General features: G+C 50.5%; 10 protein-coding genes. All 10 read left to right on the top strand.

Going from position 1 to position 13,924, the window contains the following annotated elements:
- Positions 1–48: 48 nt before the first annotated feature.
- The 10 genes from AC2GXZ_RS19870 to AC2GXZ_RS19825 all read left to right on the top strand — a co-directional run bounded on the left by AC2GXZ_RS19870 (position 49) and on the right by AC2GXZ_RS19825 (position 13,916).
- Complete coding sequence (locus AC2GXZ_RS19870; RefSeq protein WP_483760941.1) at positions 49–2,388, top strand: Wzz/FepE/Etk N-terminal domain-containing protein; 2,340 nt, start codon at positions 49–51, stop codon at positions 2,386–2,388.
- Positions 2,389–2,455: 67 nt separating this feature from the next.
- Complete coding sequence (locus AC2GXZ_RS19865; protein ID WP_483760940.1) at positions 2,456–3,817, top strand: TIGR03790 family protein; 1,362 nt, start codon at positions 2,456–2,458, stop codon at positions 3,815–3,817.
- 1,095 nt (positions 3,818–4,912) lie between these two features.
- The gene (locus tag AC2GXZ_RS19860) at positions 4,913–5,920 is read left to right on the top strand and encodes an NAD-dependent epimerase/dehydratase family protein (RefSeq protein ID WP_483760939.1); all 1,008 of its coding nucleotides are present in this window, start codon (positions 4,913–4,915) and stop codon (positions 5,918–5,920) included.
- Positions 5,921–5,937: 17 nt separating this feature from the next.
- Positions 5,938–7,068 (top strand): GDP-mannose 4,6-dehydratase, encoded by a 1,131-nt coding sequence (gmd, locus tag AC2GXZ_RS19855; RefSeq protein ID WP_483760938.1) that lies wholly within the window; start codon positions 5,938–5,940, stop codon positions 7,066–7,068.
- Positions 7,069–7,070: 2 nt separating this feature from the next.
- On the top strand, positions 7,071–8,009 hold the full coding sequence (gene fcl, locus AC2GXZ_RS19850; RefSeq protein ID WP_483760937.1) for a GDP-L-fucose synthase: 939 nt from the start codon (positions 7,071–7,073) through the stop codon (positions 8,007–8,009).
- Complete coding sequence (locus tag AC2GXZ_RS19845; protein ID WP_483760936.1) at positions 8,006–9,238, top strand: WcaI family glycosyltransferase; 1,233 nt, start codon at positions 8,006–8,008, stop codon at positions 9,236–9,238. The genes fcl and AC2GXZ_RS19845 overlap by 4 nt, the downstream gene beginning before the upstream one ends.
- Positions 9,235–9,840, top strand: a complete 606-nt coding sequence (locus tag AC2GXZ_RS19840) for a serine O-acetyltransferase (protein ID WP_483760935.1) — start codon at positions 9,235–9,237, stop codon at positions 9,838–9,840. Before AC2GXZ_RS19845 ends, AC2GXZ_RS19840 begins: the two co-directional genes overlap by 4 nt.
- Entirely contained in the window at positions 9,837–11,303 is a 1,467-nt protein-coding gene (locus AC2GXZ_RS19835; RefSeq protein ID WP_483760934.1) for a hypothetical protein, read from the top strand. The genes AC2GXZ_RS19840 and AC2GXZ_RS19835 overlap by 4 nt, the downstream gene beginning before the upstream one ends.
- Before the next feature lie 3 nt (positions 11,304–11,306).
- Positions 11,307–12,338 carry a CgeB family protein gene (locus AC2GXZ_RS19830; protein WP_483760933.1) on the top strand — a complete coding sequence of 344 codons (1,032 nt, stop codon included), beginning with the start codon at positions 11,307–11,309 and terminating at the stop codon, positions 12,336–12,338.
- A 213-nt stretch (positions 12,339–12,551) separates the two neighbouring features.
- Positions 12,552–13,916, top strand: a complete 1,365-nt coding sequence (locus AC2GXZ_RS19825; protein WP_483760932.1) for a hypothetical protein — start codon at positions 12,552–12,554, stop codon at positions 13,914–13,916.
- Positions 13,917–13,924: the final 8 nt, after the last annotated feature.

Raw genomic sequence — 13,924 nt, 5'->3', positions numbered from 1 at the left:
TTCTGCTAACCACTAACGTCGCATCTATTCACCATGGTGAGGTATTCGATGAACATTTTGAGCCAGTCGCAATTTGAAAGCCCGAACGGCGAGACCGAAACAAGTAAGGGCCTATTCCGGCGCTCACTTGTCGGATTTGATCTGCTTGGCGCTTTCCGTCGGCAGCTCTGGATTCTTGTCGGATCTGTAATCGTTGGAGCGTTGCTAGGTATTGGATATATCGTCCAAGTTACACCGACTTACTCGTCGTCTGCGAGTATCCTGATCGACGCGAAAAATGTTGGAATGGCCGCTACCACCGCCTTGGAAGGATCTCTCGCATTCGAAGCTGGTGCAATTGACAGTCAATTGCAAATTATGCAGTCGGACAAGCTAGCAGTTTCGGTCGTCCAAGGATTAGGACTTCAGAACAATTACAACTTTCTTTCACCACAGCCATCTTTTCTGGGAAGCCTTTTTGGCAAGGTCAGAGGTACCTTCAGTTCAATCCTGCGTTTTGCCACCAACGCGCCACCGCCGACCGAAATCCGTGACCTTCCGGAAGATATAAGGCTCCTCGTCGCGAGCGTGAGGTTGCAAAACAACCTTAAGGTTGCAAGGGTGGGCAGGACGTATGTATTGTCTTTGGAATATTCGGACCGTGATCCAAATTTGGCTCAAGCTATCACTGGGCAATATGTCAATGCCTACTTGGAAGATCAGCTAGATTCAAAGTTTGATTCGACAAGACGGGCAACGAATTGGATGGAAGATCGGATCCGGGAACTCAGATCACGTTCACTGGCGGCAGATCAAGCTGTTCAGCGTTACAGAGCTGACAACAATCTGATTGAAGCGTCCGGACGGTTGGTCGATGAGCAGGCTTTGACGGATGCTACTACTCAGCTTTCAGCCGCTAGGTTGTCCCTGGACGGTGCTAGTGCGCGATATCAGCGTCTAAAAGAAATATTCGATAAACAGGATTCGACCGCAAGTCTCACGGAGACAGCCGAGAACCCTAATGTTTCCCAACTTCGTAACAAGTATCTCGAAGCGGCTAAATTATACAGCGATATGAAGTCGAGATATGGGGATAATCATAGCGTCGTAATCCGAGCGCAGAAGGACATGTCGGAGTACCAGCGGCTAATATTTGAGGAGCTAAAGAACCTGCTGCCTGGATATCAAAGCGATGTCTCTATTGCCCAGAGCCGAGTCAATAGCATTCAGCAGACAATCTCAGACCTTCGTGGACGTTCCGTTTCCAATGACAGCGCTATGGTCAAGCTTCGAGGATTGGAGCAAGAGTCTGATGCGCTGAAAACTCTTTATTCCACATTCCTACAAAAATCGCAGGAGATGCAGCAGCAGCAATCATTTCCAGTTACTGACGCGCGAATCATTAGCCAGCCATCTCTTCCAATTGTCCCGAGTGCTCCAAGCAAAATGGTTCTATTGATTGCCTTCATGTTCATGGGAGGAGCTGCAGGGGCGGGTGTGGGTGGGCTTCGCGAGTGGCGCGATCGAGGGATTCGAACAGCTACACAAGTTCGGGAAGAGCTAGGTATAGAGTTTCTGGCGAATGTGCCGACAATCGACGGAGGCAGGAACAAAAAAAATGGTGCGATATCACCTCGTGAATCGCACGACTACATGCGTTCGCCAGTTCCGGCTACATTGAGGACGAATTTCGATGCGGGCGTACTGTGCGAGGTTGTAAATCAGCCTCTGTCTCAGTTCTCGGAGGCGATACGCGCTTTGAAGATCAAAATTGATCTCGGGTTGTTGGCGCACAAGGGGATGGTGGTGGGGCTTGCCTCGATGTTCCCCGATGAAGGGAAGTCGACAATCGCGAAAAATTTGGCGTCTTCTCTCGCATTCCAAGGCACAAAAACACTTTTGATTGACGGTGACCTCCGCAATCCTAGTCTCACTAGAAGTTTGATCGGATCACCGAAGTTCGGGCTCATCGACGTGATCCAAGAACGCATTGATTTGACGAATGCCCTGGCGATCGAAGAAAGAAGTGGCTTGGCATTTTTGGCTGGAGCAACTCGAGGTCAGCAAGGAAGTGATGTATTCAGCAACCCGCGCACCCACCAGTTCATTTCGAAATTACGGCAACGATTTGAGGTGATCATTATTGACTTCCCACCTGTCGCTGCTTTGACGGACGCTATCGCCGCGAGTAATACAGTCGATGGCTACGTTTTTGTCGCCCATTGGGGAAGTACGCCGCGTAAAAGCTTGCAGGAGTTCTTTGACAATAATCCAACGTTTCATGAAAAAACTATCGGCCTTGCTCTGAATAAAGTCGATATGAAGAGTTTGAATCGCTACGGATCAACGTTAGGTACCGCGAGCTATGGAAAATACGCTGAGAAATATTTTCCAAAAACGGAAAGATAAGAAGAGTTTAATTCAGAGAATTTGGCCGTACTAGGTATTAGCTGGATCGGTGTTTTTAGGCTGGACAATGAATATCAGAACGTCGGCAAAGCTGCAGGCTTCCTTCATGATCCTGCTTATGGCGTACCTTGGGTGGAATGTTGCTCCACTTCGAGCCGAAGGCCGGGACCGGCTTGCCGTAGTTCCGCTTGTTTCTGAAAATCAGCGGGTGCTCGTGCCGGCCACCTTAGGAATTCTGGCGAACCTGGATGATCCAGACTCGGTTTCTCTCGCAAACTACTATGCAGAAGCTCGGGGCATTCCTACCGACAACATTGTTTGGATTCACCTTCCAAAGTATAATTTTATTCCTTCAAGCCTTTTTAGAAGGCAGTTATCAATTTTGAAGGCGCATCCGAAATATTCCTCCTTTGTCGGCTTAGTACTCGCGTTCGACAAGCCCTATAGAGTGGATGCAAATCAATCAATTACGTCAGCGTTCTCGCAGGATGTTGCAGGTTTAAAATGGAAAGGCAACTGCAACGAAACAGTCGAGAATCCGGACAGAGGAGCGCGGGCAGGTCAGCAGTTGAGCCAAAAGCCTTCTTTCTTATTAAACGGCGGTGCCGGACTTGATAGCAGTATTGAATTGGTGAAGCGTGGAATTGCTTCGGATAACAGTGAGCCTGATGGAGATATACTGCTCGCGATCACGTCAGATAAGGCTCGTTCGTTGCCTCGGGTGGCTTCCATGGAGCGTGCCTCGATGCGGTTTGGAGGCTATGTCGACTTAGTTAATTTTGCGGATCGATTACCTCAGAGCCGAAGGCCGCTGATAGGCCTGCAAACCGGGGCAGCAAAGCTCACTGGTCTTGACAGCTTCATCTTTTTGCCAGGGGCGTATGTTGATCATCTGACATCGTATGGCGGAGCGCTTTACGATGGGCGGGGTCAGACCACAGTGACGGAAATCATGGCCGCAGGAGCTACAGCTTCTTTTGGAAATGTCCGCGAGCCTTGCAACTTTGCAGCCAAATTTCCGGATCCGGAACTGATAGCACAAAATTATCTGAGTGGTGATTCGTTGCTTGAGGCATACTGGAAGAGCGTTTCATGGGCCACGGAAGGTCTCTTCGTGGGGGAGCCGCTTGCTCGCCCATTTCCTGTTTTAGATGCCCACTATAACGATGATGTCGTTGATTTAAGCATTAACCGGCAAACACTACTTTTGATAAGTCCAAATCCATCCGATCTATCCGCTTCAAGATGCCTAACCTCATCGTCAGGCGCTGGTTACCCTGCAGGTCTTTTTTTCGTCCAAAGAGGGCGCCCTGAGTTCATTCAAGATATTTGCATCCCAAGCAACTCAAAGCCAGGTGATGTATTCGCAAAAATTTCGATACCTAATACAGCGAACAATATTATGTTTGGTGTTTTGTTTCGCAAGTAAAATATTAATTGTATTTATTTTGTATTTTGCAGGGAGTATAGCTGCCGATATCATCGAAATGATAACCGCAGGAGGCATGACGAGGTTCTTGCCTTGGATGACCAATTGGCACCTAGGAGTCTACATATAATCGGCCAATGGTTTAGGAGGATGGTATTGCTGGGATGCTGACCAGCACTGCGAAATGTCAAGGTTAGCGGGAGATTTATTTAGGAAAGGCGCGTTAATTGGGCGTTAAAAGTGCTTCGGAAACATAAAATCAGCGTTTGATGCATGCTTTCTCGTAAAGTTTAAATCTTTACCACGAAATAAATCGGGAAGCGATATTGATGCTTTTGCTTTGCGAACGGATGAACGGACGGTTGTGCGGTATGTGGAATTGGGTATAGTGCAGCGCAACAACTGCCCAGTTATATTTGGTTTCCTCCGTTAAACGTTGCGGCAGGCTGTGCCAAAGCAGTCTGTTTTGGTTGAAGTTTTATAAGGAGAGCGTTGATTGGAGTGGGTATTGGTTTGATGCGGATATAGCAGGGCGGTCTGGCAGTGTAGCCGCGTCGTCCCCAAAAGTCCTCGCGGAACATTGGCTTTGAAAAAAGATCATCACGCGTTTGGATTAAGTCAATTGCCGCGGGTGTTCGTTTTCAATGGAATTGGTGACGGATATGAAAGCGGCGAGAGGCTAGTCAATGATCGGAGTTGCGGAGGGCGTGAGACTCTTGCGGAGGGATGGGACTAGCAAGGGCTTTCGGCAGGAGGGGGCGGACAAAAAGTGAATTCGGTTTGCTTTGTCTTCTTAAGCCTTGCTACTCAATATTCTTTTATGGCGGGAGTATGGTTTTGATGCCGGTCACTAGCCGGGGGGGCAAGATCGGGCTTTGTTTGTGATCATTTCATGCCTCGATGTGTTTCTGCAGTTTGATTTTGGAGGGTAGGAACATTTCGAGGGTAAACTAGTGATCGAGTGGCTCTGAAGTAATTTGTGAGTTCTGAACATATTCGATAACGGCGTTTAGAACGTAGATTATTAGTAGATTATTATGAGTGGGTGTGGGGCGCTATGTATCTAATAGACAAGTTGAAGGAAAAACTAGACCAATGCGTATTCTAGTAACCGGGGCCGCTGGGTTTATCGGCTATCATCTTGCTCTCCGCCTGATAAATGAGGGGCACCTCGTAGTCGGCTATGACGGGATGACGAATTATTACGACCCAAAACTCAAGCAGGCACGGCTCAGCAGGCTGCACGCTTCTAATGGCTTTCGTTTCCATTGTGGGATGCTGGAGGATCGTGACACCTTGGCGAAGGCTGCCGAAGACTGTGACCCGGAAATTATCATTCATTTGGCGGCTCAAGCTGGCGTTCGCTACAGCCTCGAAGAGCCAAGAAGCTACGTGTCTTCCAATCTTGACGGTACGTTTAATTTGATGGAGATCGCGCGCCTTTGCAAGCCAAAGCATTTTCTCACCGCGTCCACCTCCTCGGTATACGGCGGGAACTCAGTGATGCCGTTCAAAGAGACGCACTCCGCGGACTGGCCACTGACAATCTATGCCGCGACAAAGAAGGCTAACGAAGCGATGACGCATTCCTATGCGCATCTTTGGCAAATTCCTACAACTGCATTTCGTTTCTTCACTGTCTATGGGCCGTGGGGCCGGCCGGATATGGCGCTCTTTAAGTTCGTGAAGGCCATCTCCAACAACGAGCCGATCGATATCTATGGCGGCGGTGAGATGCGGCGAGATTTCACTTACGTCGATGATATTGTCGAAGGAATAGTTCGGTTGATGGCCGTTCCTCCCGAAATGGGAAAGCCTGTTACCGTCGCCGATGTCGACGACAGCCTCTCGCCAGTCGCACCTTGGCGTGTAGTCAATATTGCCGGCGGCCAGCCTGTAGGCCTTCTAGAGTTCATCGAGATAGTTGAGGTTGCAGTCGGCAAAAAGGCAATCCGTAATCTGATGCCGATGCAGACCGGCGACGTAGCCGAAACCTTTGCAGACGCTGCGCTTCTCAACGCCCTAACGAATTTCACTCCATCGGTCTCTGTCAAAGAAGGCGTTAGCGCATTTGTGGAGTGGTATGGGAAATATACCCGTTGAGTAATGGAAACCAGTTCATGACCGATAGAAATAAAGTCGCACTTATCACTGGCGTTACTGGGCAGGATGGATCTTACCTTGCAGAATTGTTGCTTGGGAAGGGATATGAGGTCCATGGGATAAAACGCCGCGCTTCATTATTCAACACGCAACGCGTAGATCACATTTATCAAGATCCTCATGTCAACAATGCGCACTTCAGACTGCATTACGGCGATCTCAGCGACACTTCAAACCTAACCAGGATTATTCAAGACATCCAGCCGGACGAAGTATATAATCTCGGAGCCCAGTCGCACGTTGCGGTGTCGTTCGAGGCGCCAGAATATACCGCCGATGTTGATGCTCTCGGTACGCTGCGCCTACTAGAGGCGATACGGTTTCTAGGTCTAACACATAAAACGCGCTTCTATCAGGCGTCTACGTCAGAGCTTTATGGTTTGGTGCAGGAGTCGCCGCAACGCGAGACGACGCCTTTCTATCCTCGATCGCCCTATGCTGCAGCCAAACTGTACGCCTACTGGATCACTGTGAATTACCGAGAGGCTTATGGCATGTATGCCTGCAATGGCATCCTCTTCAACCATGAGTCGCCGCGTCGCGGCGAGACCTTTGTAACTCGCAAGATTACGCGGGGGCTTGCCAACATTGCCATGGGGCTAGAACCTTGCCTCTATATGGGAAATATCGACAGCCTACGAGATTGGGGGCACGCTCGCGACTACGTTCGAATGCAGTGGATGATGCTCCAACAAGACACGCCGGAGGATTTCGTTATCGCCACTGGCGTGCAGCAATCGGTACGCGAGTTTATCGCGTGGGCCGCATCTGATCTCGGTATAACGATAGAGTTCAAGGGTACGGGGACTGATGAAGTAGGGATTGTAGCTGCGATCGAAGGTGGCATGGCGCCGGCGCTAAAGGTCGGTGACGTCATTGTTCGTATCGATGTCCGATATTTTCGACCCTCAGAAGTCGAAACGTTGCTCGGCGATCCCACTAAGGCGAAGGAGAAGCTGGGCTGGGTACCGGAAATCTCCGCTCGCGACATGTGCCGCGAGATGGTTGCCGAAGATCACAAGTCGGCACGCCGCTATTCCCTTCTAAAGAAGCACGGCCTCGATCTTCCAGTGGGTGTGGAGGGCTGAGCGTGACCTATTCTCTGGAGAACAAAAGAGTTTGGGTGGCAGGTCATCGTGGGATGGTCGGTGCTGCTTTAGTCCGTCGACTTGCTTATGAAAACTGCGAGATTCTTACTGTCCCGCGGGCAGAGGTAGATCTAAAGGACCAAGCTGCGGTTAGAGGATGGTTTGCGCGGGAGAAGCCGGACGCTGTGTTCCTAGCGGCAGCCAAGGTCGGGGGCATATTAGCCAACAATAGTTTTCCGGCGGATTTCCTCTATGATAACCTAATGATCGAAGCAAACATTGTTGAGGCGTCGTTTAGGACGGGTGTTGAGAAGCTTTGTTTTCTTGGCTCCTCTTGCATCTATCCCAAGCTTGCTGAGCAGCCTATCGTAGAGAGCTCGCTCCTTGGTGGGCCACTGGAGCCGACTAATGAGTGGTATGCAATCGCCAAAATCGCAGGCATAAAACTTGCGCAAAGCTATCGCAAGCAGTACGGCGCTGACTACATCTCGGCAATGCCCACCAACCTGTACGGTCCCGGTGACAATTTCGACTTAAATACCAGTCACGTGATGCCAGCGCTCATACGCAAGGCGCATGAGGCGAAGGTTAGGGGTGATCAGACGATCACTGTCTGGGGCACTGGAACTCCACGTCGAGAATTCTTGCACGTAGATGATTGCGCAGAGGCATGCGTTCATCTGATGAAGTCCTATTCGGATTTCGAACACGTCAACGTAGGTTCGGGTGAGGATGTTACAATCCTCGAATTGACCAGGTTGGTATGTGAGGTTGTGGGGCTTCATGCAGATATTGTCCATGATCTGTCGAAGCCGGACGGCACGCCTAGGAAGTTAATGAGTGGCGAAAAGATACGGGGTCTTGGCTGGTCACCGCGCATCCCACTAGAAACCGGGATAGAAGACGCATATCGGTTTTTCCTCGATAGCATAGCGCCATGAAATTACTCATTCTAGGTCTTAACTACGCGCCGGAGAAGGTTGGAATTGCGGTCTATACTGCCGAAATGGCGGAGAGGCTTGCGGGTATGGGCATCGATGTTCGCGTCATTGCCGGCCGTCCGTACTATCCGTCTTGGCGTATTATGGATGGTCAAAATGCTTGGTCTTACAAGACAAGTCGCGAGAAAGGCGTTCGAGTAACACGCACGCCGCACTACATACCGAAGGTACCGACCACGTCCCGGCGTCTGCTTCATCATGCCAGTTTCGCGCTGTCTAGTTTTTTCCCAATGTTAACGCAAGGGTTGTTCTGGAGGCCAGATGTCGTGCTGACAGTCGCCCCCTCCCTGATTGCGGCTCCGAACGCCAGACTTGCAGCGTGGCTCGGGGGAGCTAAGGCATGGCTGCACATTCAAGACTTTGAGGTCGAGGCCTCCTTTGCCACTGGGCTTCTTTCAAAGGACAGCGTATTCGCGAGGGTTGCTACAGTTGTTGAAAGATTTGTGATCGCTCTATTTGATACCGTTTCATCGATTTCTCCGCAAATGTGCCGAAAGGTGATCGAAAAAGGCGTTGCTTGTAATGCCGTATATGAATTCCGAAATTGGGCCGATCTCGATGCAATTCGCCCCATGTCTCGTCCATCTGTTTACAAAGCCGAATGGGGCATCACGACACCACATGTTGCGCTCTATTCAGGAAATATCGCAAACAAGCAAGGGATCGAGATCGTGGTTGAGGCGGCTCGTCGACTGAAGGATCGCAATGATCTGACATTTGTTGTTTGCGGCGAGGGGCCAAACCGAGCCAACCTAGAAAAACAAGCTGCTGGCTTGACGAATATTCAATTCCACGACCTTCAGCCGAAAGAACGGCTCAACGAACTCGTAGGTTTGGCGACCGTTCACTTGTTGCCGCAGCTTGCAAGCGCTGCGGATCTAGTCCTACCGTCGAAGCTAACGAACATGCTGGCTTCTGGCCGCCCGGTGGTTGCGACTGCGGCTCCAGGGACAGGACTCGCTGCTGAGGTTGAAGGTTGCGGTCTGATTGTACCCCCTGAAGACGGCGCGGCCTTCGCGCGTGCGATAGACACGTTGTGTTCGGAAACTGAGCTGCGTTCCGATCTTGGTCAGGCTGCCCGCCGCCGCGGTGACGTCCGATGGAGCGGAGATAAGGTTCTGCAAGAATTTCTTACGAAACTCAAAGTGGTGGCGAGTGTTGATAAATGATGTCTCCATCAAAGCAAGACCGTGCTGTACTGGAAAGTGAGTGTTCATCCAAGCTACCCGACCTTGAAAGGCAGGAAACCTTGTGGGAAGTGCTCGCCGCAGATTTGGATAGATACAATCCAGGAGCCCGGGGTTTTTTTGCTGCCTCTAAAACTTATATTCTCCGTTCTGGCTTTGCTTTTCTTGTTCGACATCGGATTGCTGTTTCCCTCCAAAAAAAGGGGAAGATCGCACGTATCGTGGCGCACTTTATCTGGCGTTCAAACGTTAAAGCATGGGGGTGCCACGTCAGTGTGATGTCGCAATTGGGTAAAGGCCTTTTACTGCCCCACCCAACTGGCATCGTTATAGGTCGTGGGGTGCGGATTGGGGACAACGTCACAATCTTTCAGAACGTTACACTGGGGAGTAGTGCCGAGAACGGGTATCCAACCATTGAGGAAGGCGTGACTATCTATAGCGGTGCTGTCGTTGTCGGCTCGTCGATCGTCGGCGCACACGCAATTTTAGGGGCAAACGCCTTCCTGTCGCATCATGATATCCCACCTGGCGCGACCGCGGCCGGGGTTCCGGCGCGAGTAATACGGAACTCCGTCGCATGAAGACCATTCGATCCCGTTTCCTCCGCGGATCGGGCGGAGCATCTCTATCGACCGCCATTATAGCCAGCAGTGCGATAGGCTTGGTGTTTAGTCTTGCCCTTCCTTTCGTACTATCCGCATCGGACTATTCGCAGTTTTCGATCATTCTAAGTTTCTCTCAACTGGCTGCCAATGTTTGCTACGAGTGGGCGCGAGTGGGGATCGTACGCTTTAGCGGTAGCCCGGACATTGAAGTGAAAGACAGAAGCCGCGCCACCGCAGCCTTCTACTATATTGCGGTGTCATCCGCTCTGGTTGTCGTTGCGGTTCTCACAGCTTTTAGCTCCGTTCCTTATGCAGATTTGATTGCGTTAGGTGCTATAGCAACCCTTTTGCAGGGTTTGCTTTCCGGGCAATTGGCCCTACTTCGGGCAGAGTTTAACAACGGAAGCTTTTGTATCTCTGTTTTGCTTCGAGCCGTAACCACGTTGACGCTGGGACTTGGCGGGGCTTTTCTGTTTAAAAACATAGAGGGTGCGCTTTGGGGGTTCATTTTGGCATTGCCTCTATCGATGCTGGTTGGGGTGCGGGTTAGCTACAAGTTCTTAACGGAAGCTCGTCTCGACATGAAGGAACTTAAGTTTCTGTTTGGCTTTGGTAGTATGTCTGCGATAGGTAGTAATTTGTCAGTCGCTGTACCGGCCGTAATAAGGGCCAGCTTAGTGTCTCGTCTGGATCTAAACGAGGCCGGTGGTCTTCTTCTCGCAATCGACCTAGGACAACGAATTTTCACGACCTTGGGAAGCGCTGTGAGTGTGGCGCTCGTTCAGGGAGCAATTCGGGAACGCGACTATCATCCTAATCAGGGTGGCGGCCAGCATGCCCGCCGTCAAATGCTGTCCCTATCCCTCTTAATTCTACCGGCACTTTGCTCGCTTCCTTTCGCTATTGGCCCCATTGCAGAATTTGCCGTGCCCGCAGCTTATCGGGGAAGCTTCACCGAAGGGGGAGGTCTTGTGCTTGCTGGGCTAGGGGTGATGGTAATTCGGCAGTATTCGATTGATCCGCTGTTCTTGATATTTGGACGGACGTCCGGTGCGCCTCTAGGTCCTATCGCGATGATTATCGCATTGCTGCTCATATCTTTGATGCCTCAACCGATTGCAATCGGGCCGGCGGTCTGGGTCGGGCTTGAAATTATGGTCGGAAGCCTTGCGGGTCTTGTTGCGGCGTTTGCATTACTGCATCGGCTCTCAGCGTTGGTTTGGACCTGGCGCGATTTGATCGGGTTAATCTCTTCGAGCGGTGTCGTTCTAACGATTAGCCTTTTGGCTCCGGCTAGCTTGCAGTTCCTCTACTTGTTTTTAATCATTACGACATTGGCGGTCGCCTATGTGTCAATCGTCTTGGTTTTCGACGTTCTCGGTTTACGCTCGGGTATTTCGAGATCATTATTGAAACACAAGCTTCAGAAGAGAGCATAAAGAATGCGCGTGCTCTACGTCGGCAGGGACACCGGCCAATCGCTTCTTATGGCTAAGGCGATAGAGAGGTCCGGACACCAAATCACCCTGATCAACCCCTATACTGTGCTGGGGAAAAATAGACTGTTGGCGTCGTGGGCGTGGAGGACGGGTGGGCTTGGTGTCGCATGGCTATCAATGCAGTATTTGCAGAAGGAAGTCGGAAGCCGACAGTTCGACATCGCTTTCGTAGACAACGGTGAGATTGTGTCCCCGGCGGCCGTTGCATTTCTACGGAGATGCAGCGGAAAGGTCGCGCTATTTAATCGTGATAATCCATTTGCGGCCCGCGACGGTGCTCGGTGGCGCACGTTTCTCGCTGCGTTGCCTCATTACGATTTATTCGCGACGCCGCGGTTTACCACCGCTGAACTTGCTCCTAAATTCGGCGCGAAGAACGTCTTGGCCGTCAATTTTTTCGCAGATGAAACCCTTCATAATCCTTGTGTGCCTAATGAAGTTGAACTCGCTCGGTTCGGCTCGCCCGTGTCTTTCGTTGGCACCTGGTTTCCTGAGCGAGGTCCATTTATGCAGAGGCTTTTGGAGCGAGGGGTTCCAATAAAGATCGTTGGTGCCCGATGGGAGCGTGCGACTAATTACGACAGTCTTAAGGTTGCACTTGTTGCCGGTCGCCTCAATTCTCAAGAGTATTCTGCTGCCGTTCGTAGCAGCCAAATTGCTATCGCGATGTTGTCTAAAGGCAATAAAGACGTGGCTACGTCAAGGTCAATGGAGATTCCCGCGATGGGAATCTTGCTTTGCGCGGAGCGCACGTTTGAGCATCTTGACATGTATGTTGAGGGCGAGGAGGCCGTCTTCTGGTCGTCTGCGGACGAATGTGCGGACATATGCCTTGACCTACTAGGCAACCCTGAGCGGATCGCTCAAATTGCAGCCGCCGGACGCACTCGGGTTCTAGCCAGCAGTCACTGGACTGAACCGACAATGGAAAAAATACTGATGCGTACCATCGCGCTACCGAGTGAACGTCGTTAACAAAAATTGGAAGCGTCGCCCCCCACGGGTGATATTTTGGAATGAGATTGGTGCCGTCATCTTGGTTCGCCTACCCTAAGGGTAAATGTGGGTTCATCAGATAAGTTGCGTCATTTGCGGACAATATATAGCGCAGGGGATGCCATCGGCGGTGGTGTAGCATATGCTAAGAGAGTATAGCGAACAGACGATGGAGCAGGTGGGGATAATAGTTTGTTTTACTTTCTGATATCTGCAATGTCACTTGCCTTAGGTGTGTTTCCAGCGAAACTATCTCTCTTGGGCCGAGTCATGGCGCTTTATTCGTCCTTATCATGTTTGCTGTATGGATTGGTTGCCACTAATAATTTCGACGAAACGTTTTTGCTATCTCTAGCGTCCTTTCTACCTACATCGTCGATCGACGATACGCCTCAATTGATGAATGCCGTATTCACGCTATTTCTTGCGTTATTTTCTGCTTTCTATAAAAGAAACAATGAGAAGCAGCGCATGAATAAAAAGATAATACTAGAAATACATAGTGGAATATCTTTGGGGCTTATGTTTTTTAGTATAGTTGCCTCATTTGTGCTGTTGAATAAAATTGGAATTTCTTCTATCTTCAGTTATTCTGGATATGGGGCTATAAAAAATCTTAACGCAATTTTCGCGGATGATGTTGTTGGTCGCCTAGTTGCGCCAATGCTTCGTCCTGTGACAGCGCTGCTAATAGTCGTAACGGTGATGAATGCCGTTACCGGAAAACCAGGACTAGCTTTGCTGGCAGCATTACCATTGAGTTTGAGTGTCTTAATCGGGTTGGCAGAAGCAAGCCGCATCGCTGCTATCTACAGCGCGATCGCTACGGTATGCCTTTTTTCTACCGGTTACCGAAGGGCAGCCATCTTTTTCGGAGCGATGATCTTTGTGTGCGTTGCGTACTCTTTGGAGGCACGTAGTCACGTGGAGCTGGGATTGAGCCATTTACCTGAATACCTATTTGCCTCTCTGTCTGGGGTGGACAGCGTTCAAAGGGTTTTAGGCAATTTTGTTTCGGGTCTACTTATTATGTCTGCGAGTGTCTACGCTGCTTCCCCCGATGGCTATTCGCTGACTTACAAACTCCTTTCTTTCGCGCCTAGCTTTGGTGGGATTGACGGATTTCAAGCCGTGCTGGGGGTAAATGAACAAAGAGTGTCGTGGATTATCCCCTTCAATGCCTTCGGTGAGGCGTGGAGCTTCGGCTTGCTCTATTATCTCTTTCTTTGGTTAGTACTTTTTACAGCCGCGGCGTTCGTTAATAGAGCAGGACAGAGAAGTGGCGTGCTTCAGGTGGTTCTAATCGGGGTATTCATGCTCGGGTGGTCTTACGCGTCGCAGTATCCCGTCAGAAATTCCTTGCGTTATTTTTATATTATAATTGCCATCTATTGGATCTTCAGGTTGATTCAGCCCCATTTCGCACGGCGCTCCTCAGGCGGGGCGGATTCGATAAACTCCTCCTCGCGCCGCTTTAGTCTATTCTGGCGTGGGCGCGAGGCGGTGGCTAGTCGCCGACGAGCGATCCCCCAGTACCGATTTGATAATCACGGGTAGGTTAACGT

It is taken from the genome of Aliirhizobium sp. YIM B11859 (assembly GCF_057163345.1).
The sequence above is the reverse complement of the archived record's forward strand: the minus strand, read 5'-3'. Positions and strand labels throughout refer to the sequence as shown.